Origin of the sequence: Avibacterium sp. 21-586, from assembly GCF_026226775.1 — a bacterium.
Lineage (GTDB): Bacteria > Pseudomonadota > Gammaproteobacteria > Enterobacterales > Pasteurellaceae > Avibacterium.
The window spans coordinates 443,128-465,797 of the sequence record NZ_JAKKOD010000002.1 but is presented as its reverse complement, the minus strand read 5'-3'; the positions used below and the strand labels follow the sequence as shown (position 1 = coordinate 465,797).

Sequence of the window (22,670 nt, the reverse complement as noted above, 5' to 3'; positions counted from 1 at the left end):
AATAATCAAATTTTTCACCGCTCTTTTTATTTATAAAATCAATACATTAAAGAATAAAACGACTTAAATCTTCGTTTTCTACCACTTCGCCTAGGACATCTGCAACATAAGCACCATCAATGGTAACTTGTTCACCGTTCATATCGCTGGCGTTGAAGGAAATTTTATCCATTAAGCGTTCCATTACAGTATGCAAACGGCGTGCACCGATGTTTTCCGTTTTCTCGTTGACACGGAAAGCGGCTTCGGCAATTTTCTTGATCGCATCTTGGGTGAACGTGATATTCACGCCTTCCGTTGCCATTAAAGCTTTATACTGCTCTGTTAAAGAGGCATTTGGTTCAGTCAAAATTCGCTCAAAATCTTCCGCACTTAAGGCTGAAAGTTCCACACGAATTGGTAAACGACCTTGCAATTCAGGGATTAAATCAGAAGGGCGAGCCACTTGGAATGCACCAGACGCTATAAATAAAATATGATCGGTTTTCACCATTCCGTGCTTCGTGCTAACCGTTGAACCTTCCACTAATGGCAATAAATCTCGCTGAACACCTTCACGCGAAACATCCGCACCGCTGTATTCACCTTTTTTACAGATTTTGTCAATCTCATCAATAAATACTATACCGTTTTGTTCTACTGCTTCGATCGCTTTTTGTTTAAGATCTTCAGGATTAATTAGTTTCGCTGCTTCATCATCAACAAGAACTTTGAAAGCATCCTTAATTTTCATTTTACGGGTTTTGGTTTTTCCACTCGAAAGATTTTGGAACATTGACTGCAACTGGCTCGTCATTTCTTCCATTCCCGGCGGTGCCATAATTTCGACGCCCATTGATGGGGTGGCAACATCAATATCAATTTCACGATCATCAAGCTGCCCTTCACGCAATTTTTTGCGGAACACTTGCCGCGTGCTGCTATTGGTATCGTGATTTTCCACTTCACCCCATTGATTTTTAGCAGGCGGTAATAAGGCATCTAAAATGCGTTCTTCTGCTGCTTCTTCTGCACGGAAACGATTTTTTTCGATTTCTGTTTGACGCACTAATTTCATCGCACTGTCGGTAAGATCGCGGATAATAGAATCCACTTCTTTCCCTACATAGCCCACTTCGGTAAATTTAGTCGCTTCCACTTTAATGAAAGGTGCATTAGCTAATTTTGCTAAACGGCGTGCAATTTCTGTTTTACCCACCCCTGTTGGCCCGATCATTAAAATATTTTTAGGGGTAACTTCGTGGCGTAATGGCTCTTCTAATTGCATTCTACGCCAGCGATTACGCAAGGCAATTGCCACTGCTCTTTTCGCATCAGCTTGACCGATAATATGTTGATCTAATTCAGATACAATTTCACGAGGTGTCATTTCAGACATAATGTAATCCTTTTTTCTAAACCATTTATACAAAATAAATGGGATTAATGTGATGTTAATTTCAACACAATAACACCACCTACAATCATCACTGCCCCTAATGCGCGCCAGAATGTAAGTGTATCACCGTAAAACAACACCCCTACAATAAAAGCACCAGCAGCACCAATTCCTGTCCATACGGCATAGGCTGTCCCCATTGGTATAGTTCGCTGAGCAAGATAGAGTAATGTCCCGCTACCAACTATAAACAATATGGCAAGCAACGATCCCTGCACAATCTTATTCGGCTGTGAGGCAATTTTTAATCCTATTGGCCAGCCAATCTCAAGTAAACCTGCACAAATCAAATAAATCCACGCCATTATGGCAATTCTTCAATAGTAAAATTGGTATTGGTATAAACGCAGATATCCCCTGCAATCTTCAATGATTTTTCTACGATTTCACGGGCAGAAAGCTCCGTATTTTGCACTAAAGCTCGTGCGGCAGACATCGCATAATTACCACCCGAACCAATGGCTAAAATTTGATCTTCTTCAGGCTGTACCACATCACCAATCCCTGTAATGATCAAGCTTTCTTTCTCATCTGCCACAATCAACATTGCTTCCAGTTTACGCAAAGCACGGTCAGTACGCCAATCTTTAGCTAATTCCACTGCACTTTTGAGCAGATGCCCTTGGTGCATTTCCAGCTTACGTTCAAATAATTCAAACAGGGTGAACGCATCTGCGGTGCCACCTGCAAAGCCTGCTAAAACTTTATTGTTATATAGGCGGCGAACTTTACGTGCATTACCTTTCATTACCGTATTACCAAGAGAAACCTGACCATCTCCTCCTACAACCACTTTGCCATTACGGCGCACACTTACGATCGTTGTCATAAACATTCCTTTTCATTTTATGCTAGATAAAAATCTATCCGTGATATGAGGATAAAAAAGATATATTTCAAGTACAAATCGTTAGATTATTTTTGATAAACTAACTGAGTACATCATTTAGCGTAAAGCAAAAGAAAAATCGTCTTCAATGGCTTAATTTGAAGCCAAATTATGCAAAAAAGATGCCTGCAAGAAAAGCGATAAACACGCCCATTCCCACATAATTATTATTTAAAAAGGCTTTGAAACAGTCCTCACGACGGCGGTGGCGGGTGAGTTTACATTGATAAATGAAAAGCAATGCCGTGAACGCAAGTAAAATAAAATAACTGTAATGCAAATGAGATTGGTAGCCGATGAGAACAAGCGTTCCTAAAGCAATAAATTGCAATAAAGCGATGATTTTATTGTCATATTGTGCAAACAAAATGGCGGTGGATTTTACCCCAATGCGCAAATCATCATCACGATCCACCATTGCATATTGCGTGTCATAAGCCACCGTCCAGGCTAAATTCGCCACAAACAGCAGCCAACATTCTAAGGGCAGTTGTTCGATCAACGCCCCATAGGACATCGGAATAGACCAGCCAAAGGCTGCCCCTAAGAAAAATTGCGGAAGGTGGGTATAGCGCTTCATAAAGGGATAAATAAAGGCTAACAGTACCGCAATAAAAGACAAGCCAATGGCGTAATAATTCAGAAATAGCACCAGAATAAAAGCACAGAATATCAGCCCTGCAAAAAGCCATTTGGCTTCTTTTCCGCTCACTTTTCCTGTCGCTAAAGGGCGTTGCGAAGTGCGCTTTACTTTGCCGTCAATATGGCGATCCGCATAATCATTAATTACACAACCTGCGGCACGCATAATGATCACGCCAAGCACAAATACCATTAGCACCAAAACAGACGGAAAATTTTTCTCTGCCAAAAACAATGCCCAAAGTGTTGGCCACAATAATAATAATGTACCAATCGGTTTGTCAAAACGCATCAATTGTGCGTAAGCACTGAGTTTTTCCGAAAATTTTGGCATAGTCCTAAATCAGCTAAATCAAAAGTGCGGTTATTTTACTTGAAAAAATCGCAAAGGTCTTGAACAAATTGATCTATGTCAATAAGATAGCGCATTATTTTATTCATCGCTAAAAATAAGGAAAAAAATGACCGCACTTAAAGAAATCACCCCACAACAAGCTTGGAAAATGATGAATGAAGAAAACGCCACGCTGGTGGATATTCGCGATTTTCCTCGTTTTACCCATAGCCATCCAAAAGGGGCATTTCACTTGACCAACCAAAGCTATGCCGAATTTCAGCAGAAAGTGGATTATGATGATCCCATTATCGTGAGCTGTTATCACGGTATCAGCAGTCGCAATGTAGGTGCATTTCTTATCGAACAAGGATACGATAATGTCTATAGTATGCAAGGCGGTTTTATGGGCTGGGAACAAGCCGATTTACCTCTAGAGAGAGGCGCGGGGCAAGGCAAAAATGCGACCTAACCTTATTCTTAAGACTTAATCTCCCTCATAAGGAAGGGCGGAATTTTGCGCCCTTTAAGACATAACTTTAATCTCAAATACCATCATCTTCTGCACGCGCCGTTCTTTTTGTTTTTTGTTGCGCTGAAAGTGTGGTGATGCCTTGATTGGCACTAGCTAGGGCTTGTGTTACCAGCTCAAGAAACTCAAGCTCATCTTTGGCCATTATGGTTTCAATCAACATCTGTAAATTGGTGCCAACAATCACTTCTGCGTGCTCAAACTGTTGTGCAATCATTGCACATTGACGAAATGGTGTGCCACCTAAAATATCGCAACAAAAAAGCACCGCACTTTCCTGTTCCGCATTGAGATATTGCTCGATGTTTTGGCGTAACTGTTCTGGCGTGATTTGCTTATCATCAAAATCAAAAAAGGCCACCTTTGGATATTGCCCAATAATTTGCTCCAACGCACTTTGTAGCCCTGTGGCGAAATGTCCGTGTCCGCTCACGATCAAGGTTGTCATCTTTTTCTCCTTATTGCTCCAAAATAAATAAAAAATGCCGAGCAAACACTCGGCGTTTATAACAACTAAATTTATAGGATACCCGCAAAACGTCCACCGATACCAATCACTACGGTGAGAATGATTAAGCGTAATGGAGACCAGTTGCGCTTGATTAAATAGTACATCAATAAGGTATACACAAGCGGTAAAAAGGCTGGCATCAGTTTATCTAGTACATCGGCTTGTATTTTCACCACTGCATCACCTGCCGTGATTTCTGCGGTAGTTTGGAAACGAATGTAAGTAGCAACTAATGCGCCAATCACAGTCATACCGATCATTGATGCAGCGTGTGAAACTTTTTTCGTGTTAGCCTTAATGGTTGGAATCGCCGCTACCCCCATTTTGTAGGCATAATGGGCTAAACCAAAACGTAAACCAAAATGCACGATATTGAATACTACAAAGAAGAAAATTGCACCAAGGATCGAGCCTTGTAAAGCTAAACTTGCCCCAATACCACCACAAATTGGCAATAAGGTAAACCAGAATAAGGCATCACCAATACCACCTAACGGTGCACCCACGGCGATTTTTGTACTTTGAATGGCGTTCACTTCTTGTTTAGAACGCTCCATTGCCAGCACAATACCCATTACAAAGGTAACAAGGAACGGATGGGTATTAAAAAAGCCCAAATGCCCTTTCATTGACTTACTTAAGTCCGCTTTGTTGGTGTGAATTTTTTTCAATGCGGGGCTAATTCCATATAACCAACCTGCCGCTTGCATACGCTCATAGTTGAAAGAGGCTTGTAGCAATAAAGAACGCCACGCCATCGTATTAATATCAGATTTAGTAAGCTCTGTACCCATTGTTTGATCTTCGTACACATTGTCATTTTGTACGGTTTGACGTGCTTTAGATTCCATCTTGAAACTCCTCTTTTTGCGTTGCTTTGGTTTCAGTATTGCCTTTACGCATATAGTCAATGAGCGCCATTGCAACCGCTGCAGCAGCAATCGCTAATACTGGTAGGTTAAGCCAAGCAGCCCCGACAAAACCTAGGATAAAATAAGGGATATAGGCATTTTTCATCATAATTTTCATTAATACCGCAAACCCGATAGCTGGCATAATACCGCCAGCCACACCTAAGCCATCAATCACTTCTTTTGGCAACATTGCAATGATTTTACCCGCATATTCTGCGCCAAAAAAAGTTGGTAGGAAAGCACAGAAAAAATAGAACGAGCCAAGAATTAACAAACCAAGATAGTTCACATAATCAATGCCTTTGAGATTCGCTTCTTCCGCCATTTGATCACAACGCGACATTACGGCTGACATTACAGAGAATAAGAAAGTGATCCCCATTTGCACCGCAATGGCAAACGGCACGGCAACCCCAACGGCCACTTTTGGATCGGTTTTGGTCGTGATGGCAAATGCCGTTCCCACGATTGTGCCAATTATCACATTCGGTGGTTGCGCGCCGGCTAATGGTGCAAGCCCCATCCAGACTAATTCAAGGGTACCGCCAACTAAAATCCCTGTTTGTAAATCCCCTAAAATCGCTCCCACAATAGGCCCTAATACAACTGGTCTATGAAAATGCGTTAAACCATTATAGAGATCAAGACCTGCAAAGAAGGCAACTACACCCAATAAGAGTGCCTGTAAAAGTCCAATTTCCATAGTTTCCTCTCTTTTTATAATAATTTAAATAAATCTATTACATCTTCAGTTGGTACCCCTTGAATAAAGCATTGCACACCAAGCTGGCGTAGCTGTTCAAATGCGGCACGGTCTTTATCATTTACGGATACGGTTTTATGGATCTGTGTTTTGCCCTCCTCATAATGCATATTGCCTACATTAATTTTGTCAATTGGCACGCCACCTTGTACTAAGGTTAAAAAATCGCTCGGTGTTTTGCAAACGAGCAAGATTTTTTGTCTATCTGCCGCGCGATGGATATTGTCAATCACCTTTTGTAATGGCCAAAAACGCACATCAATCCCTTCCGCTAGCACCATTTCCATTAAGTTTTGCTGCATTGGATCTTCAGCCACTTCGTCATTGGCAACTAACACGAGATTTGCCCCGGCAAAGCCGACCCATTGCACGCCAACTTGACCGTGGATCAAACGTTCATCAATTCGATTTAACACAATATTTGGCATAACACGCTCCTTGATAACCTTTTTTATGTATTTTCTTTTTACGCCTAAAAAATAAAGAAAGCAAAGAGCAAAATAAAAAAGTGTGACAGAGATCTAAAAATATTTTGTCCAAAGTGTGGTCAATTTTAGGCGAGAAAAAAGCCACTTTTGCAAAAGTGGCTTTCGTGAGTTTATATCACTTAATAATTAATTCACTGCTTTAATCCGCAACTCTTTCGGTACTTCAAACACGGTGTTTTCTTCGCAGCCTTGTAGCTCTTCCACTTGGGTTACACCAAGTTCTTTTAAGCGATTGACCACCGATTGCACCAATACTTCAGGGGCTGAAGCGCCAGCGGTAATGCCAATAGTGGAAACGTCTTTGAGCCACGCAATGTCAATATCATTAGCATCATCAATCAGTTTCGCAGTTACGCCCATTCTGGTTGCAAGTTCGGCTAATCGGTTGGAATTGGAAGAATTTTTTGAGCCAACAACAATCACTAAATCAGCAATCTTGGCTAATTCTCTCACCGCTTGCTGGCGGTTCGTGGTGGCATAACAAATATCGTTTTTGCGTGGGCCTTGAATGGCTGGATATTTTTCTTTTAACGCTGCAATCACTTCACTGGTATCATCAATGGAAAGAGTGGTTTGCGTCATAAACGTGATGTCATCTTCTTTCGTCAGCGCAAGTTTGGCGATGTCTTCCACATCTTCCACTAAATAAATACCGCCTTGTGCATTATCATATTGCCCCATTGTGCCTTCTACTTCGGGGTGGCCTTCGTGTCCGATTAGCACGGCTTTTGTGCCTTTGCGGCTGGCACGCGCGACTTGCATATGCACTTTAGTTACTAACGGACAAGTGGCATCAAACACTTTCAGCTCGCGTCTTTTGGCTTCTTGGCGAACGGCTTGAGAAACGCCGTGAGCGGAAAATATCACGATAGCCCCGTCTGGCACTTCATCTAATTCTTCCACAAACACCGCGCCACGTTCACGCAATCCATTCACCACAAAACGGTTATGCACCACCTCGTGGCGTACATAAATCGGCGCACCGTGAATTTCTAAGGCTAATTCGACAATACTAATGGCACGATCTACCCCTGCACAAAAGCCACGCGGGTTGGCTAAAATAATTTTCACTGGGCCTTCTCCGTTTTTTTGTCATTATTTTTAATCGCATCAATGGCAAGCAACGCGGCACCAATACAAATAGCAATGTCCGCCACATTAAAGACTGGGTAATGCCATTGTTGCCAGTAGAAATCGAAAAAATCCACCACAAAACCGTGGTACGCACGATCGGCCATATTCGCCAGTGCCCCCCCAATAATTAGGGCATAGGCGGTGTTTTGCAGCCGTTGGCCCGCCTTATTTTTTGCTAAGAAAATCGTGAGCATTGTGGAAATCCCAAGGGCAAGCAAGATAAAAAAGCTTTTCTGCCAGCCTGAATGATCCGCTAGAAAACTAAATGCTGCACCATAATTTCGCACATAAGTGAGATTAAAAATAGGCAAAATTCGGAGACTTTCGTACAGCTCAAAATGGTTTACCACTAAATATTTGGTAAACAAATCTAAGCCAAATGCCACCGCACTTAGCCAGAGAAATGATAAACCTGATTTAGATTTTGACATCTATTTGTTCCAAAATGTAGGTTGTTTCCAAATGTAGCGACGCACCGATGTGTGTGCCCGATTAGGATTGGGATTCGGACGGACACATTGATCGATCCTATACATTCAATTACGCCAAACAAAAATTCATGAAAAAAGCACCGCACTTTGTCATTTAACTAAATCAAAGTGCGGTGGAATTTTTTCATATTTTACGCAAAGCGTCTTACTTCACCTTCGCCGTCCACATTTTCCACACAGCGTGAACATAGGGTTGGGTGCGCTGAATTGGTGCCGATGGTGTCAGAATAATGCCAGCAACGCGGACATTTTTCATTGGCGGAACGAACCACTTTCACTTTAAAGCCTTCCACTTCGCCCGCATCAACATCTGCTTCGGATAATGGCTTAACTTGTGCTTTTGACGTAATCAGCACAAAGCGTAGTTCATTTTCCAGTTGCGATAAAATCTTCGCGTATTCATCGTTCGCATAAAGGGTAACTTCTGCTTCCAATGCTGCGCCAATGGTTTTATCCGCACGAGCTTGCTCTAACACACGGTTGACTTCATCACGCAATCTCAGCACTTGCTGCCAATAAGCATCGTTCATAGTTTCTTGTGTGTTTAATGGGAATAAGCCGTCATAAAACTCTTCGGTAAACACAAATTCCGCACGTTCACCTGGGATGTATTGCCAAATTTCATCAGCGGTAAAAGATAAAATCGGTGCAATCCAACGTACCAAGGCTTCTGCAATATGCCATAAAGCGGTTTGGCAACTACGGCGCGCAAGGCTGTCCGCTTTGGTGGTGTATTGGCGGTCTTTGATAATATCTAAGTAGAATGATCCCATTTCAATTGAACAGAATTTCATCAAACGCTGAACAACGGCGTGAAATTGATAATTATCATAAGCGTCTTGGATCTCTTTTTGTGCATTCAAAGCACAATCCACCGCCCAGCGATCGAGTACGATCATCTCTTCTGGTTTGACTAAATCGCGTTTTGGATCAAAGCCATTTAGGTTCGCCAAAAGGAAACGCGCCGTGTTACGAATACGGCGATAGCTATCGGCGGCACGTTTTAAGATTTCGTCTGAAACAGACATCTCACCCGTGTAATCCGTTGAAGCCACCCATAAACGTAAAATATCGCCACCGAATTTGTCCATCACTTCTTGCGGAGTCACAATATTTCCGATGGATTTTGACATTTTGCGCCCTTTACCATCTACGGTAAAGCCGTGAGTTAGCACTTGCTTATAAGGCGCGTGGTTATCCGTTGCAGTAGAAAGCATTAGCGATGACATAAACCAACCGCGGTGCTGATCTGAACCTTCAAGATACATATCAGCGTTCAAGCCGTTAAACTCTGGGCGCGCTTTCACCACAGAAGAATAAGTCGATCCTGAATCAAACCATACATCAAGGGTATCTGGCACTTTTTTATAATTTTCTGCATCATCACCAAGCAGATCTTTTGGATCAAGATCCCACCACGCTTGAATACCTGATTGTTCTACCAGCTGTACCACTTGCTCAATAAGTTCAAGGGTGCGCGGATGTAATTCTTCGGTGGTTTTATGGATAAATAACGCCATTGGCACGCCCCAAGTACGCTGACGGGAGATACACCAATCTGGGCGATTTTCCACCATTGCTTCAATACGCGCTTGACCCCAATCTGGAATCCAGCGCACTTTTTTGATTTCGCTTAAGGCTTGCGGACGTAAGCCATTTGTTTCCATTCCAATGAACCATTGCGGGGTAGCACGGAAAATAATTGGCGTTTTATGTCGCCAGCAATGTGGGTAACTATGACGAATTTTTTCTAATTTCAATAAGTTAGCTGTTTCTTTGAGTTTTTCGATGACTAAATCATTGCTTTCAAACACGCCTTTGCCGGCAAAAAATGGCGTTTCAGCCTTAAATACGCCTGCATCATTAATTAATGCTGCCATTTCTAAGCCATATTTTAAGCCCACCAAATAGTCGTCTTGACCGTGATCTGGCGCGGTGTGAACCAAGCCTGTACCGCCATCAGTGGTAACGTGATCACCTAAAATCACTGGCACGCTGTAATCATAGAATGGGTGGTTAAAGCGAAGAAGTTCTAAATCAGCCCCTTTTGCTTCGCCTAGCATTTTCACGTTCTCTTCGCCTAAGGCTTTTTGTACGCTTTCCACCAAATCTTTCGCTAGGATCAAACGCTTATCACCAAATTGTAATAATTGGTAAACAAGATCCGCATTCACAGCAATCGCACGGTTTGACGGCAATGTCCAAGGAGTAGTTGTCCAGATCACCGCGGCTACTTCACCACTGCCTGTTTCGCTTAAATTAAATTTATTTAGCACCGCACTTTCATCGGTGGCTGGGAATTTCACATAGATAGACGGTGAAGTTTTATCTTCATATTCCACTTCCGCTTCTGCTAAAGACGACGAACAATCTAAACACCAGTGCACCGGTTTATAACCTTTGTAAAGATGCCCATTTTCCACCACTTTAGCCAGCGTGCGAATGATGTTCGCCTCGGTGTCGTAATTCATTGTTAAATAAGGATTATCCCAATCCCCTAACACACCTAAGCGAATAAAATCTTTCTTTTGCCCTTCCACTTGCTCGCGCGCATAGTTACGACATTCTTGACGGAATTGTGCCGCAGAAATTTTATCTCCCGGTTTCCCAACCAAGCCTTCTACTTTCAATTCAATCGGCAAACCGTGGCAATCCCACCCTGGGATATAAGGGCTGTCAAAACCTGCCGCAGTTTTGGATTTCACAATAATGTCTTTCAGAATTTTATTTACAGCGTGTCCGATATGAATTGAACCGTTGGCATAAGGAGGACCATCGTGCAGAATAAAGGACTTTTTCCCTTGTGCAGACTGTCTGATTTTTTCGTAAAGTTTTTTCTCATACCAATTTTTAAGCATTACTGGCTCACGTTTCGCCAGATCGCCACGCATTGGAAACCCTGTCGCAGGCAGGTTAAGCGTGTTTTTGTAATCTACATTTTCATTCGACATTTGTTTTTTCCACGTTGTATAAAAATAAAATCTTGCATTGAATGCACAATAACTTTGGCATTATACGCATAAATGACCCAATGTTAAAGAATGGTGGCGTGGGAATTGTTACTCAATCCTGAATTATCAATGGCTCCTAAAGTGCGGTGATTTTTTTGCACATTTTTTAGCGCACTTTAAGCTATTTATCTGGTTCTTTTAGCTTGGCTAAAATAATCCTTCGCCACGTCCACATCTTTCGCAATTTGTGCTTTGAGATCGTCAAAAGAGGGGAATTTTACTTCATCACGAATTTTATGGCATAGCTCAACCTGAAGGGGTTGCCCGTAAATATCGCCTTTAAAATCAAATAGATGGGCTTCTAACAATTGTTTAACACCATTGATAGTCGGGCGGCGACCAATATTTGCTACACCTTCATATTGCGTGCCATCAGGCAATTTAGCGCGCACGGCATACACGCCTTTCACTGGATTCACTTGGCGTTGCAGGCGAATATTTGCCGTTGGAAAGCCGATGGTTCGCCCTAATTTATTGCCTTGCACCACGCGCCCATAAATACAATAAGGCTTGCCCAAAAGCTGCTTGGCAAGGGCTAAATTATCATCAGCAAGAGCTTGACGGATCGCCGTACTGCTAATGCGTTGTTGATTTAAACGAAAACTGCAATTATCTTCCACCACAAAACCATATTTTTCCCCCGCTTGTTGTAACAGCGCAAAATCCCCTGTACGCCCTGCGCCAAAACGGAAATCATCACCAATACTTAAAAATTTTACGTTGAGTTTCTGCACCAAACATTGTTCAATAAATTGCTGTGCCGAAAGCTGAGCAAAAGTGCGGTCAAATTTAATACGAATCACATAATCCACACCCAAATCCGCCAGCGCACTTAATTTATCGCGCAACCGCATTAAACGCGGCGGTGCGTTGTCCACCATAAAATATTCGCTAGGCTGGGGTTCAAAAAGCATCACAACCATTGGCAAAGAAAGCACACTTGCTTTTTCACGCAAATGGCGCAACACTGCTTGATGACCTAAATGCACGCCATCAAAATTCCCAATGGTTAAGGCAGAGCCTTGTTTTTGCAAAATGGCGGGCAGTTGTTTTAACCCTTGAATTAATTGCATTAAAAATTCCGTTAGTAAAAAAATGTTATGATAGCAGGAAAATAACCTCATCTTATATCTCAATTTTCTATGCCAATCAACAAGAACTATCAAGGTAAGAGCATCACTCACTATCATATAGTGATGATATAAATGTAAGTATGCTTTTTTGAAAAAAGACCAATCATCTTGGCTTAGCAAAGACGATTAAAGATATTCCAACTATCTTTAATTGTGGTTCAAAAAGGTTCTGAGTATGAGGATACTAACGAATTTAATCAGTTAAAGGTTCCCTTTTCTGTTTTAGTAACTCATTCATTTCCATCAGTAATTTATTTTCTCGCTTTAAACTTTCGATTGTTTCTGTTTGATGAGAAATGATTAAGTGCAATTTTTGTAATTCATTATCAGAAACTTGCCCAGTAGAAAAAAATGTATGTGACACAGATTCGTTATTTGAAATATTATTGAATTGAATTGGCGATTCTTCGCCATAAGAAAGCAATTCCATTATATCAATGCCAAAAGCTTCCGTAATCTGCCCCAATCGATCTAAATTTAGACGTGTATCTCCACGTTCAATTTTCGCATAACCTTGGGTAGACATGGATAGTCTGTTAGCCATATCTTCTTGAGTCCATTGATGACTTTCTCTCAAATGGCGGATTTTTTCATTCGTTTTCATACATAGCTATTTTTGGTATAGGTTGATCTATTATTTGGGTATGCTTGTTTTACTTTTGGTTGATTGTAGCATCAATTATCAAAAATGTATAATCACTAACAATTTCAAACTTTTGGAGAATCAATTATGGAAAATGTTAAAGAAATTATAATTCCTATTTTTCAAATAATCATTACATTAGTGGTATGGTACTATATTTTCAAACTTCTTTTTAAAGTAATTAAAACCATCTTCAGATATTTTGTTCCTAAAAAAGAGAATACTCCCCCTATCGGTAATATCCTTCAATCTCAATTATCAGCAGAAGAAGAGAAAAAAATTATGCAAGAAATCTCTGCTGATCTCAATAAATCCGAGAATTCTATTTGGAAAAAAATATTTCATATCGCATCAACTATAATTAGTTTTCCCTTCCTTTGTATATTAGGAATACTAAAAGGGATTTGCCATGCACTAACAACGCATTGTCCCAAATGTGATTCGGAAGATATTGACGAACTAGGCTCCAAACAGATTGATCGTTACACCGTATATAAAGAAGTAACAGAAACTTTAGCATCAGGAAGAACCAAAACAAGACAAGTACCATGTACTAAAATAAAATTTGAAGATTACTATCGTTGCAAAAACTGTGGGCATCTATTCACAGAAATAAGAACTAAGGAGCTCAAATAATGGTCTCCGAACAATTCAAACGCACTGCACTTTCACTAGCAGGTTGTGATGGCGGTAATCCCGCTTCTGAAATTTGGTTTTGTGGTTTAGAACATGGTTATGACTTATCTGAAAAATTAGATGAGTTTTTACAATTACCACACGATAAATCACCCATTTACTCTTGGGATCATCCTGATTGTGTTGGTGATTGGAAATATGTATATAATCGAAAAATTTGTTGGTTTTTACGGTATTTTTATCATTTAGAATTGTATCATAATGAAAATATGGAAGCTTTAGTTAAACGTCATCATATTCTCTATTCAGAGCAAGCTAATGGCATAGGTTTTAAACTCAATATGTACCCATTACCCTTCAAAAATCGTAGTTCAATAAATTGGGAAGAGAATTATCAAAAAGCAACAGGGTTTTCCTCATTTTCCGAGTACAAAAATTGGTGCATAGAATATCGAGGCAAATACTTCCGTGCTCTATTAGAAAAATATAGACCTAAATTAATTGTTTGTACGGGGATCAGTGAAGTAAATAATTTCGTCCGTTGTTTCACTGGAAAAGACAATTTTACTTATTCAAATAACGCTGAGATAAAAATAGCTTATGCTAAGTTTAAAGAAACTTTAATTTGTGTCTGCCCATTTTTCACCAATTCTTCAGGTATTAACTCATACGCAAAGATGGAAGCACTCGTAAAAGATATCAAAGAAAAACTAAATGACTATATAAACTAAATATTCACTAATTAAGGGCTATCTAATATAGCCATTAATTTATTTTCTCCCAAATCTGATACCAATATTTATTCTAACCTTTATATTAATCTACTTACCAATACAAAACGAGCTGAATATATTGCCAAGCAGATCATCAGAGGTAAATTGTCCAGTGATTTCGCTCAGGTGATTCTGCACCATTCGCAATTCTTCGGCGAGCAGTTCACCTGCGTAAAATTCTGTGAGCTGAATAAGCCCTGCTTGTAAGTGGGTATCCGCTTGTTCTAAGGCTTCTAAATGGCGGCGGCGTGCAAGGAATCCCCCTTCTACACTGGTGTTATAACCCATTGATTGTTTCAGATGCTCACGCAGTAAGTCCACGCCAACTTGTGTTTTCGCCGAAAGACTGATGATGGTTTGTCCATTTTTCTCGCTAATGGTTTCTGCTTCACCACTTAAATCCGCTTTATTACGCACAATGGTTAAAGGGATATTGTTCGGCAATTTTGCCAAAAATTCTGACCGCACTTGCGCAAGATTTTCTTCGCTATCGGTGCTGTCTAACATCAGAATAATGCGATCTGCTTGCTCAATTTCGTCCCACGCACGGCGAATCCCTATGCGCTCTACTTCATCGGTAGCATCACGCAAACCTGCGGTATCAATAATATGCAACGGCATTCCGTCAATGTGGATATGCTCACGCAGCACATCTCGAGTTGTGCCTGCAATATCAGTTACAATCGCCGCTTCACGTCCTGCGAGGGCATTGAGTAGGCTGGATTTTCCTGCATTTGGTCGCCCTGCGATCACTACTTTCATTCCTTCACGCAAAATCGCCCCTTGCTTAGCTTCCGCGCGCACGGCAGCAAGTTGAGCAATAATTTCACGCAATTTGGCTTCAATTTTACCGTCCGCCAAGAAATCAATTTCTTCATCAGGGAAATCAATCGCCGCTTCTACATAGGTGCGTAGATAAATCACATCATCGACAAGGTGATTAATTTTATTAGAAAATTCCCCTTGTAAGGATTTCAATGCAGAACGTGCCGCTTGTTCGGAGCTCGCATCAATGAGATCGGCAATGGCTTCCGCTTGAGCGAGATCCAATTTATCATTCAAAAACGCCTGTTCAGAAAATTCCCCTGGGCGCGCCAAACGCACACCTTTGACTTGCAAAATGCGTTTGAGTAAGAGATCTAAAATAATCTGTCCGCCGTGACCTTGTAGCTCTAGTACATCTTCCCCCGTGAAAGAATTTGGGGCTTTGAAAAATAGCGCGATCCCTTGGTCTAACACCGTGCCATCGCTATCTTTAAACGGTAAATAGTTCGCTACGCGTGGCTTAAGACTTTTGCCTAGCACCGCTTCTGCCACTTGCTGAGCAAGTGGCCCTGATACTCGCAAAATACCGACCCCCCCACGTCCAATCGGGGTGGCTTGGGCGACTATGGTTTCTTTTGACATAATTTTTCCTAGAAAAACGACCGCACTTTTAGAAACGCTCAAATATTATCTCGAGCAATAAACGGTGCGGTGGATGACATTTATTTCATTAAATTTCTTCGACAACTGATGAACCAGTTTCCTGCTCACCGTCCAACCATTGCCATTGTTCATTCAAGCGTAATTTGCCTGAAGGCAAGGTTTCAATTCTGCTCAAACATTTACCTAGGCGATTTTCACCTTGCTGGTTAAGATGTTGATAGGTAAAACTCATTTCATCATCTGCAATAAATTTTCCAATTAGAAAACCTTTTTTAATTTCACCGCCTGCATATTCTGCCCAAATCATTTCGTCTTGTTGAAAATAATGAAAGTGAGTGGAAGGATTTACCTCCCCATTTTCACTATTTACTACTGCGGTAAAGCATTTTTGATTTAGGTTATATTTCATTGTAATCTCCGGTAAAAGGTATGAACTCATTTTAAAATTCAGTAAATTGGACCAACACATAGGTTCGCTCCTGTAGGGAGATAATTGTATTACAGATTAAAAGCAATCACTAACTTTCTTTTCAAACAGCTAACTATATAACAAAATCAAGCAATTAAAGGGATTTTTTGATCTAAAATGGGCGAACACTTAGGTTCGCCCATAAATAAAGTATCTACTCTAGCTAGTTATTTTTTACGGGAATGTAATCCTTTTTTCTCTAACCCACGGTAAATCCATTGTTGTTGAGCAATGGTAATAAGGTTGGAAACTAACCAGTAGAGTACCAAACCTGCTGGGAAGAATAGGAAGAATACCATAAAGATCAATGGCATAAATGTCATAATTTTTTGTTGCATTGGATCAGCAACTGGTGTTGGTGACATTTTTTGTAATAAGAACATTGAGCCGCCCATTAAAATTGGCAAGATGAAATACGGATCTTGTGCCGATAAATCTTGAATCCAACCAAAGAATGGTGCGTGACGTAGTTCAACGGCTTCCATAAATGTCCAGTATAAGGCGATGAAAATTGGCATTTGTAAGAGAATTGGTAAACAGCCACCCAGTGGGTTCACTTTTTCTTCTTTATACAATTTCATCATTTCTTGGCTCATACGCTGACGATCTTCACCATAACGCTCACGCATTTCTTGGATTTTCGGTTGCAACATACGCATTTTCGCCATTGAGGTGTATTGTGCTTTAGTTAATGGGTAAAGCAAGCCTTTCACCACAAGGGTTACACCAATAATCGCAAGTCCCCAGTTTTTCACTAAATCGTGAATGTGAGTAAGTAACCAGAATAATGGTTTCGCAATAAACCACGCCCAACCGTAATCCACGGTTAAATCTAAGTGGTTTGCCACTTTTGCCATTTCATTTTGTAATTTTGGCCCTGTCCATAATTTGCTAGTGATGCTTTCTGTTGCGCCAGCTGGAATATCCACCACTGGCCCACGATAACCAATAGCCCCTAAATTACGCGCTTTGTCTGTAGAAGTATATAAAAGATGTGTATTGTCTTGATTTGGAATCCACGCAGATACGAAATAATGTTGTAACACTGCTGCCCAACCTGCTTTCGTTTGAATAGAAAGATCTTTTTCTTCCATATCTTGAAAGCTGTATTTTTTATAATTCGTTTCAGAGGAAGAATAAGCACCACCAGTATAAGTAGGCATTGTCATACTACCTGAACTTTCAATTAAAGTGTGAGTTAATTTAGCATAAGGTTCCACTTGAATTGATTGTGTACTTTGGTTATCAATTTGATAATTCACAGCCACATCGTATTCACCGCGTTTTAATACGAAAATTTTGCGGTAAGTTACGCCATCTTTTTCAAATACTAATGGCACAACAAGCTCATTTTGTCCATCAGCCAGTTTAAACGTTTCCCCTTCTACTTGGTAATTTGCACGACCTGCTTTGGTGTCAATCCCGTTTTTGCCAACTAAACCACTTTGTGCAATATAAATATGCTCGGGTGTATCGTTCAATAAAACAAATGGTGTATGGGAATCTAATTCTGCATTATATTTTAATAATTCAGAACGCACTATGTCCCCACCTAATGTATTCACTTTTAGACGGAATACGTCATTTTCTAAGGTAATCAGTTTACCTTGAGCAAGGTTAGCAAGGTCTGAATTTGCTGTGAATTCACCTTGAGAATTAGAAGTTTGCGCTTGTTCAGTGGCAACAGGCTTTGGTGAATGGTAATCCACTTGCCATTGCTGATAAACAAGAAAAGAAATAAAGAGTAGTGCTAGCACTAACAGGCTACGTCTTGAATCCATTATTTGTTCTCTTTGTTGTTATTGATCTTCGGCGGAACAGGATCGTATCCACCAGCGTGTAAAGGATGACATTTTAATATACGTTTTAACGTAAGCCAACCACCTTTTAACGCACCGTGCGTTTTTAATGCTTCAATGCCGTAGCAAGAACAAGTTGGCGTGAATCGACAACGTGGGCCAATTAAAGGACTAATAACCAGTTGATAAAAGCGAATAAGCGCAATTAAGACTTTCGAGCCAAGCGAATGTGGCGTTGCCATAATTTATCCAATGAATTGAATATTTGCTGATTGTCTAAACGCCCAATCCCTTGTTTTACCACAATAACAAAATCATAATGCGGTAACTGATGTTGCAACAAACGGAAACATTCACGGCACAAACGCTTAATGCGATTACGATCGTGGGCACGTTTTAGATGCTTTTTGGCCACCGCTAAACCTAAACGTGGAACAGCTTCCTGATTAGGACGGGCTAAAATGGTAATTTCGGGGGAACTCGCACGTTGCGGATCTTGGAAAACATATTTGAATTGAGCGGGAGTTAACAGACGTAACTCCCTAGAAAAGTCTAGCTTAATCACCGCGAAGGGCTGGATTATGCAGATAAACTTTTACGACCTTTAGCACGACGACGAGCTAAAACTTGACGGCCGTTTTTAGTTGCCATACGCGCACGGAAACCGTGAGTGCGGCTACGTTTTAATACAGATGGTTGAAATGTACGTTTCATAACTATAATCTACCTAAATCAACATTGTTTAACCATTGCCTTTGACATTTAGATAGCCAAAAACGAATTGAAACAAGGGTTACTAAAATAAGGAACGGAATTGTAATCACAAATGAGCCGTTCGTCAAATAAGAATAAGAAAAATCGCAACATAATCTGCATTTTTCTTATTTGAAAGCATAAAAGCGGGATGAATTATACTTTTTTGGACAAAAATCTCAAGCCGCCTTTTTCGATTTTTTTGATCCTTTTATAAAGATCTTTTCTCAACTTTATTGTAAAATTAACTGAATTCTCACCGCACTTTTCTGCGGACTATTCAAACGTTTAACAGATAAACTAGACATAATAACAATGAAAACCACGCTCGCATCACTTTGGCAGGATTGCCTTTCACAACTGCAAGATCAAGTTTCACCAACGGATTTCAGCACTTGGTTACGCCCATTGCAAGCTGATATTATGGGTGATAACAATATGGTGTTATATGCCTCCAACGTTTTTGTTAAAAATTGGGTCGAAACCCATTATCTTGAATTAATCAGCCGTTTAGCCCAACAATTTTCTGGCAATGCGGATTTTAGTGTGAAGGTGCAAGAAGGCTCAAAACCTGCGATGCGTAAAACCACGCCATCCCCTACCGCCCACCAAAATAAGGCATCAGCGCAGCCAAGCGAGCCAAAAACTAGCTATCGTTCTAACTTAAATACCAAGCACATTTTTGAAAACTTTGTGGAGGGGAAATCCAACCAATTGGCCCGAGCCGTGGCGCAAAAAGTGGCGATCAACCCTGGTGAACAAAGCGCTAACCCGCTATTTCTGTACGGTGGCACAGGGCTTGGCAAAACCCACTTATTACACGCCGTAGGCAATGGTATTTTAGCTACCAAGCCTGAGGCGCGCGTGATTTATATCCACGCGGAGCGTTTTATGCAAGAGTATGTAAAAGCCTTGCAAGAAGATAAAATGGAAAACTTCAAAAAATTCTACCGCACTTTAGATGCCTTACTGATTGATGATATTCAATTCTTCGCGGGTAAAGACGGTACACAAGAAGAATTTTTCCATATTTTCAACTCATTATTTGAAAGCAGTCGGCAAATTATCTTAACGTCAGACCGCTATCCAAAAGAGATCGAAAAAATCGAGGATCGCCTAAAATCACGTTTTGGTTGGGGATTAAGTGTCGCCATTGAGCCACCAGAGCTTGAAACCCGTGTCGCTATTTTATTAAAGAAAGCGGAAGAAAAAAATATGTGCTTACCTGAAGAAGTGGCACTGTTTATCGGCGAAAAATTACGTACCAATGTGCGTGAGTTAGAAGGCGCGCTTAACCGCGTACACGCTAATGCAGAATTTACTGGCAAGCCGATTACTATTGACTTTGTGCGCGAAACCCTCAAAGATATGCTGGCGTTGCAAGAAAAATTGGTAACAGTGGAAAATATCCAAAAAGTGGTGGCGGAATATTACCGCATCAAAGTGGCGGATCTTAAATCAAAAAGCCGCGCCCGATCCGTGGCACGTCCACGCCAAATTGCGATGGCGCTTTCACGTGAGCTTACCAATCGTAGTTTCCCTGAAATTGGCAGCAGTTTTGGTGATCGCGATCACACCACTGTGTTGCACGCTTGTCGAAGTGTAGATAAACTCAAACAACAAGACCCAAGTATTCAAGAAGATTGGTCTAATTTAATCCGAACCTTATCAGTTTAAGGACGAAAATATGCAATTTACTGTATTAAGAGAAAATCTGTTAAAACCTTTACAACAAGTTTGTGGTGTATTAAGTAGCCGCCCAACATTACCAGTATTAAGTAATGTATTGCTTGACATCAATGGGCTGACGTTAACAATGACAGGCACGGATATGGAAGTGGAGCTTTCCACTCAAACCCAGTTAAATAGTGCGACACAAGACGGACGATTCACTATTCCAGCCAAAAAATTCCTTGATATCTGCCGTAGCTTTCCAGATGGTTCAGATATTGCAGTTAATTTTGAAGAAGAAAGAGCCTTAGTCTATTGTGGACGCAGTAAATTTAATTTAACAACCTTACCTGCAGATGAATACCCAAATCTCATCGATTGGCAAGCTGAAGTAGATTTCACTACAACACAAGCAACCCTACGCCGTTTAATCGATGCAACTCAATTTTCAATGGCCAATCAAGATGTACGCTATTTTCTTAACGGAATGAAATTTGAAACCGAGGGTAATTTAATCCGTACCGTAGCAACTGACGGTCATCGTCTTGCAGTCTGCACGATTCCTTTGGAACAAGATTTACAAATTCATTCTGTGATTTTACCACGCAAAGGAGTACTTGAATTGGCTCGTTTGCTCGAAGCCAATGATTCTTCCGCACAAGTGCAAATTGGCACTAACAATTTACGTATTGATTTAGGACAGATTATCTTTACCTCTAAACTGATCGATGGACCATTCCCAGATTACCGTCGAGTATTGCCACGCAATGCCCAACGTATTATGGTGGGGGATTGGGAAGGCTTAAAACAAGCTTTTGCTCGAGCAGCTATTTTATCGAATGACAAAGTCAGAACAGTACGTTTACAACTTGCGGATCATCAATTGACTATTACCGCAAGTAACTCAGAACAAGAGCAAGCGGAAGAAGTAATCGATATTCAATACGAAGGGGAGGCATTAGAAGTAGGGTTTAATGTAAGCTATCTGCTCGATGTACTCAATGCGCTAAAATGTAAACAAGTGCGTATGCGCTTAACTGATGCCTCATCAAGCTGTTTAATTGAAGATGTGGACGATAACAGCGCAGAATATGTGATTATGCCAATGCGTTTATAGTTTATAATTGATATGGCGATTTCACGCTTAACTGTTGAAAACTTTCGCAATTTAACCGCCGTGGATCTGGAATTTGACCACGGCTTTAACTTTTTAGTGGGCAATAATGGCAGTGGCAAAACGAGCTTGCTTGAAGCTATTTTTTATCTTGCTCACGGACGCTCTTTTAAAAGTGCGGTGGCAAATCGGATCATTTCTTACGAACAGTCCCACTTCACTCTGTACGGCAAAATTCAAGAGCAACAGCATCAATGGTCAGTGGGTTTGCAAAAACATCGTCAAGGTAATACACAGGTCAAAATTAACGGTGAAGAAGCGAAAAAAATCGCCGATCTTGCCCATTTATTGCCGATGCAAATGATCACCCCAGAAGGACTGACCTTACTCAATGGCGGTCCAAGCTATCGCCGTGCTTTTTTGGATTGGGGATTGTTTCACCATCACAACCAATTTCACCCTGTATGGAGCCAGCTTAACCGCTTATTAAAGCAACGCAACGCCGCTTTGCAACAAGCCTTTCGCTACGAACATATTCATATTTGGGATAAAGAGCTGGTCAATCTTGCCAACCAAATCAGCGAATGGCGTGCCGATTATGCCGAAGCCTTACGCCCTGAAATTGAACGAACTTGCCAGCTATTTCTGCCTGAATTAGAAATCAGTGTGAGTTTCCACCAAGGTTGGGACAAAAATAGCGATTACGCCGAATTATTACGCCAAAATTTTGAGCGTGATCGTGCCATTGGCTACACCGTATCTGGCCCGCAAAAGGCTGATTTTCGCTTTAAAGCCAACGGTTTACCCGTAGAAGATGTGCTTTCGCGCGGACAATTAAAACTGCTAATGTGTGCCTTGCGCTTGGCTCAAGGGGAACACTTAACCCAACAAAAAGATCGCCATTGCATTTTCTTAATTGACGATTTTGCTTCTGAATTAGATAAAACAAAACGATCCTTACTCGCTGAACGCTTACAACAAAGCGGTTCGCAAGTATTCGTGAGCGCAATCACTCACAATCAGCTAAAAGAAATGCAACCTGAAAAACACCGCACTTTTAGTGTACAAAATGGGGTTCTAATAGAAAAAATCTGATCTTTCTTT

Annotated in this window: 25 protein-coding genes; 6 read left to right on the top strand and 19 right to left on the bottom strand. The window is 40.9% G+C overall.

The features are described from left to right. Positions 1-46: 46 nt before the first annotated feature. The 4 genes from hslU to ubiA form a co-directional block, all read right to left on the bottom strand. Positions 47-1,378, bottom strand: a complete 1,332-nt coding sequence (hslU, locus tag L5B71_RS09950; RefSeq protein ID WP_265758218.1) for an HslU--HslV peptidase ATPase subunit — start codon at positions 1,376-1,378, stop codon at positions 47-49. A 44-nt stretch (positions 1,379-1,422) separates the two neighbouring features. Next, entirely contained in the window at positions 1,423-1,743 is a 321-nt protein-coding gene (locus L5B71_RS09945) for a DMT family transporter (RefSeq protein ID WP_265758217.1), read from the bottom strand. Beyond that, entirely contained in the window at positions 1,743-2,267 is a 525-nt protein-coding gene (gene hslV / locus L5B71_RS09940) for an ATP-dependent protease subunit HslV (RefSeq protein ID WP_265758216.1), read from the bottom strand. The genes L5B71_RS09945 and hslV overlap by 1 nt, the downstream gene beginning before the upstream one ends. Before the next feature lie 169 nt (positions 2,268-2,436). After that, positions 2,437-3,303: a 4-hydroxybenzoate octaprenyltransferase gene (gene ubiA, locus L5B71_RS09935; protein ID WP_265758215.1), complete on the bottom strand. Its 867-nt coding sequence runs from the start codon at positions 3,301-3,303 to the stop codon at positions 2,437-2,439. A gap of 127 nt (positions 3,304-3,430) precedes the next feature. On the opposite strand from ubiA, the gene glpE reads away from it, so the two are divergent. Continuing rightward, positions 3,431-3,775 carry a thiosulfate sulfurtransferase GlpE gene (gene glpE / locus L5B71_RS09930; protein WP_265758214.1) on the top strand — a complete coding sequence of 115 codons (345 nt, stop codon included), beginning with the start codon at positions 3,431-3,433 and terminating at the stop codon, positions 3,773-3,775. Positions 3,776-3,848: 73 nt separating this feature from the next. On the opposite strand, the gene agaF is transcribed toward glpE, so the two are convergent. The 9 genes from agaF to L5B71_RS09885 all read right to left on the bottom strand — a co-directional run bounded on the left by agaF (position 3,849) and on the right by L5B71_RS09885 (position 12,884). Further along, positions 3,849-4,283: a PTS galactosamine/N-acetylgalactosamine transporter subunit IIA gene (gene agaF / locus L5B71_RS09925; RefSeq protein WP_265758213.1), complete on the bottom strand. Its 435-nt coding sequence runs from the start codon at positions 4,281-4,283 to the stop codon at positions 3,849-3,851. Positions 4,284-4,354: 71 nt separating this feature from the next. Then, complete coding sequence (gene agaE, locus L5B71_RS09920) at positions 4,355-5,197, bottom strand: PTS N-acetylgalactosamine transporter subunit IID (RefSeq protein ID WP_265758212.1); 843 nt, start codon at positions 5,195-5,197, stop codon at positions 4,355-4,357. After that, positions 5,187-5,963, bottom strand: coding sequence for a PTS N-acetylgalactosamine transporter subunit IIC (gene agaW, locus L5B71_RS09915; protein WP_265758211.1), 777 nt, complete (start codon positions 5,961-5,963; stop codon positions 5,187-5,189). The genes agaE and agaW overlap by 11 nt, the downstream gene beginning before the upstream one ends. A gap of 14 nt (positions 5,964-5,977) precedes the next feature. After that, the gene (gene agaV, locus L5B71_RS09910) at positions 5,978-6,451 is read right to left on the bottom strand and encodes a PTS N-acetylgalactosamine transporter subunit IIB (protein WP_265758210.1); all 474 of its coding nucleotides are present in this window, start codon (positions 6,449-6,451) and stop codon (positions 5,978-5,980) included. 186 nt (positions 6,452-6,637) lie between these two features. After that, a complete protein-coding gene (gene ispH, locus L5B71_RS09905; RefSeq protein ID WP_265758209.1) occupies positions 6,638-7,582 on the bottom strand; it encodes a 4-hydroxy-3-methylbut-2-enyl diphosphate reductase in 945 nt (314 codons plus the stop codon). Continuing rightward, entirely contained in the window at positions 7,579-8,076 is a 498-nt protein-coding gene (gene lspA / locus L5B71_RS09900) for a signal peptidase II (protein WP_265758208.1), read from the bottom strand. Before lspA ends, ispH begins: the two co-directional genes overlap by 4 nt. Positions 8,077-8,267: 191 nt before the next feature. Then, complete coding sequence (ileS, locus tag L5B71_RS09895) at positions 8,268-11,087, bottom strand: isoleucine--tRNA ligase (protein ID WP_265758207.1); 2,820 nt, start codon at positions 11,085-11,087, stop codon at positions 8,268-8,270. 185 nt (positions 11,088-11,272) lie between these two features. Beyond that, complete coding sequence (gene ribF / locus L5B71_RS09890; protein WP_265758206.1) at positions 11,273-12,220, bottom strand: bifunctional riboflavin kinase/FAD synthetase; 948 nt, start codon at positions 12,218-12,220, stop codon at positions 11,273-11,275. Between the two features lie 253 nt (positions 12,221-12,473). After that, a complete protein-coding gene (locus tag L5B71_RS09885) occupies positions 12,474-12,884 on the bottom strand; it encodes a helix-turn-helix domain-containing protein (RefSeq protein ID WP_265758205.1) in 411 nt (136 codons plus the stop codon). A gap of 126 nt (positions 12,885-13,010) precedes the next feature. Between L5B71_RS09885 and L5B71_RS09880 the strand changes: the two genes are divergently transcribed. Further along, entirely contained in the window at positions 13,011-13,559 is a 549-nt protein-coding gene (locus L5B71_RS09880; RefSeq protein ID WP_265758204.1) for a hypothetical protein, read from the top strand. Next, positions 13,559-14,290: a hypothetical protein gene (locus L5B71_RS09875; protein WP_265758203.1), complete on the top strand. Its 732-nt coding sequence runs from the start codon at positions 13,559-13,561 to the stop codon at positions 14,288-14,290. The genes L5B71_RS09880 and L5B71_RS09875 overlap by 1 nt, the downstream gene beginning before the upstream one ends. Before the next feature lie 90 nt (positions 14,291-14,380). Here L5B71_RS09875 and mnmE read toward each other — a convergent pair whose 3' ends face one another. The 6 genes from mnmE to rpmH form a co-directional block, all read right to left on the bottom strand. After that, positions 14,381-15,739 (bottom strand): tRNA uridine-5-carboxymethylaminomethyl(34) synthesis GTPase MnmE, encoded by a 1,359-nt coding sequence (mnmE, locus tag L5B71_RS09870; RefSeq protein ID WP_265758202.1) that lies wholly within the window; start codon positions 15,737-15,739, stop codon positions 14,381-14,383. Positions 15,740-15,827: 88 nt separating this feature from the next. After that, a complete protein-coding gene (locus tag L5B71_RS09865; protein WP_115250123.1) occupies positions 15,828-16,169 on the bottom strand; it encodes a n-acetylglutamate synthase in 342 nt (113 codons plus the stop codon). 227 nt (positions 16,170-16,396) lie between these two features. Continuing rightward, on the bottom strand, positions 16,397-18,010 hold the full coding sequence (yidC, locus tag L5B71_RS09860) for a membrane protein insertase YidC (RefSeq protein WP_265758201.1): 1,614 nt from the start codon (positions 18,008-18,010) through the stop codon (positions 16,397-16,399). Beyond that, positions 18,010-18,270 (bottom strand): membrane protein insertion efficiency factor YidD, encoded by a 261-nt coding sequence (yidD, locus tag L5B71_RS09855; protein WP_265754328.1) that lies wholly within the window; start codon positions 18,268-18,270, stop codon positions 18,010-18,012. Before yidD ends, yidC begins: the two co-directional genes overlap by 1 nt. After that, positions 18,234-18,593 (bottom strand): ribonuclease P protein component, encoded by a 360-nt coding sequence (rnpA, locus tag L5B71_RS09850; protein ID WP_265758200.1) that lies wholly within the window; start codon positions 18,591-18,593, stop codon positions 18,234-18,236. The genes yidD and rnpA overlap by 37 nt, the downstream gene beginning before the upstream one ends. A 14-nt stretch (positions 18,594-18,607) precedes the next feature. Beyond that, complete coding sequence (rpmH, locus tag L5B71_RS09845) at positions 18,608-18,742, bottom strand: 50S ribosomal protein L34 (protein WP_005539760.1); 135 nt, start codon at positions 18,740-18,742, stop codon at positions 18,608-18,610. A 354-nt stretch (positions 18,743-19,096) separates the two neighbouring features. On the opposite strand from rpmH, the gene dnaA reads away from it, so the two are divergent. The 3 genes from dnaA to recF are packed head-to-tail and all read left to right on the top strand — an operon-like array spanning position 19,097 to position 22,661. After that, on the top strand, positions 19,097-20,458 hold the full coding sequence (dnaA, locus tag L5B71_RS09840) for a chromosomal replication initiator protein DnaA (protein WP_265758199.1): 1,362 nt from the start codon (positions 19,097-19,099) through the stop codon (positions 20,456-20,458). Positions 20,459-20,468: 10 nt separating this feature from the next. Beyond that, a complete protein-coding gene (gene dnaN / locus L5B71_RS09835; protein ID WP_265758198.1) occupies positions 20,469-21,569 on the top strand; it encodes a DNA polymerase III subunit beta in 1,101 nt (366 codons plus the stop codon). Between the two features lie 12 nt (positions 21,570-21,581). Next, positions 21,582-22,661, top strand: coding sequence for a DNA replication/repair protein RecF (gene recF / locus L5B71_RS09830; protein ID WP_265758197.1), 1,080 nt, complete (start codon positions 21,582-21,584; stop codon positions 22,659-22,661). Positions 22,662-22,670: the final 9 nt, after the last annotated feature.

What these genes read in the sequence shown, in the direction of transcription:
- hslU (WP_265758218.1), bottom strand. Translation starts at nt 1,378, where the DNA reads ATGTCTGAAATGACACCTCGTGAAATTGTATCTGAATTAGATCAACAT.
- L5B71_RS09945 (WP_265758217.1), bottom strand. Translation starts at nt 1,743, where the DNA reads ATGGCGTGGATTTATTTGATTTGTGCAGGTTTACTTGAGATTGGCTGG.
- hslV (WP_265758216.1), bottom strand. Translation starts at nt 2,267, where the DNA reads ATGACAACGATCGTAAGTGTGCGCCGTAATGGCAAAGTGGTTGTAGGA.
- ubiA (WP_265758215.1), bottom strand. Translation starts at nt 3,303, where the DNA reads ATGCCAAAATTTTCGGAAAAACTCAGTGCTTACGCACAATTGATGCGT.
- glpE (WP_265758214.1), top strand. Translation starts at nt 3,431, where the DNA reads ATGACCGCACTTAAAGAAATCACCCCACAACAAGCTTGGAAAATGATG.
- agaF (WP_265758213.1), bottom strand. Translation starts at nt 4,283, where the DNA reads ATGACAACCTTGATCGTGAGCGGACACGGACATTTCGCCACAGGGCTA.
- agaE (WP_265758212.1), bottom strand. Translation starts at nt 5,197, where the DNA reads ATGGAATCTAAAGCACGTCAAACCGTACAAAATGACAATGTGTACGAA.
- agaW (WP_265758211.1), bottom strand. Translation starts at nt 5,963, where the DNA reads ATGGAAATTGGACTTTTACAGGCACTCTTATTGGGTGTAGTTGCCTTC.
- agaV (WP_265758210.1), bottom strand. Translation starts at nt 6,451, where the DNA reads ATGCCAAATATTGTGTTAAATCGAATTGATGAACGTTTGATCCACGGT.
- lspA (WP_265758208.1), bottom strand. Translation starts at nt 8,076, where the DNA reads ATGTCAAAATCTAAATCAGGTTTATCATTTCTCTGGCTAAGTGCGGTG.
- ileS (WP_265758207.1), bottom strand. Translation starts at nt 11,087, where the DNA reads ATGTCGAATGAAAATGTAGATTACAAAAACACGCTTAACCTGCCTGCG.
- ribF (WP_265758206.1), bottom strand. Translation starts at nt 12,220, where the DNA reads ATGCAATTAATTCAAGGGTTAAAACAACTGCCCGCCATTTTGCAAAAA.
- L5B71_RS09885 (WP_265758205.1), bottom strand. Translation starts at nt 12,884, where the DNA reads ATGAAAACGAATGAAAAAATCCGCCATTTGAGAGAAAGTCATCAATGG.
- L5B71_RS09880 (WP_265758204.1), top strand. Translation starts at nt 13,011, where the DNA reads ATGGAAAATGTTAAAGAAATTATAATTCCTATTTTTCAAATAATCATT.
- L5B71_RS09875 (WP_265758203.1), top strand. Translation starts at nt 13,559, where the DNA reads ATGGTCTCCGAACAATTCAAACGCACTGCACTTTCACTAGCAGGTTGT.
- mnmE (WP_265758202.1), bottom strand. Translation starts at nt 15,739, where the DNA reads ATGTCAAAAGAAACCATAGTCGCCCAAGCCACCCCGATTGGACGTGGG.
- L5B71_RS09865 (WP_115250123.1), bottom strand. Translation starts at nt 16,169, where the DNA reads ATGAAATATAACCTAAATCAAAAATGCTTTACCGCAGTAGTAAATAGT.
- yidC (WP_265758201.1), bottom strand. Translation starts at nt 18,010, where the DNA reads ATGGATTCAAGACGTAGCCTGTTAGTGCTAGCACTACTCTTTATTTCT.
- yidD (WP_265754328.1), bottom strand. Translation starts at nt 18,270, where the DNA reads ATGGCAACGCCACATTCGCTTGGCTCGAAAGTCTTAATTGCGCTTATT.
- rpmH (WP_005539760.1), bottom strand. Translation starts at nt 18,742, where the DNA reads ATGAAACGTACATTTCAACCATCTGTATTAAAACGTAGCCGCACTCAC.
- dnaA (WP_265758199.1), top strand. Translation starts at nt 19,097, where the DNA reads ATGAAAACCACGCTCGCATCACTTTGGCAGGATTGCCTTTCACAACTG.
- dnaN (WP_265758198.1), top strand. Translation starts at nt 20,469, where the DNA reads ATGCAATTTACTGTATTAAGAGAAAATCTGTTAAAACCTTTACAACAA.
- recF (WP_265758197.1), top strand. Translation starts at nt 21,582, where the DNA reads ATGGCGATTTCACGCTTAACTGTTGAAAACTTTCGCAATTTAACCGCC.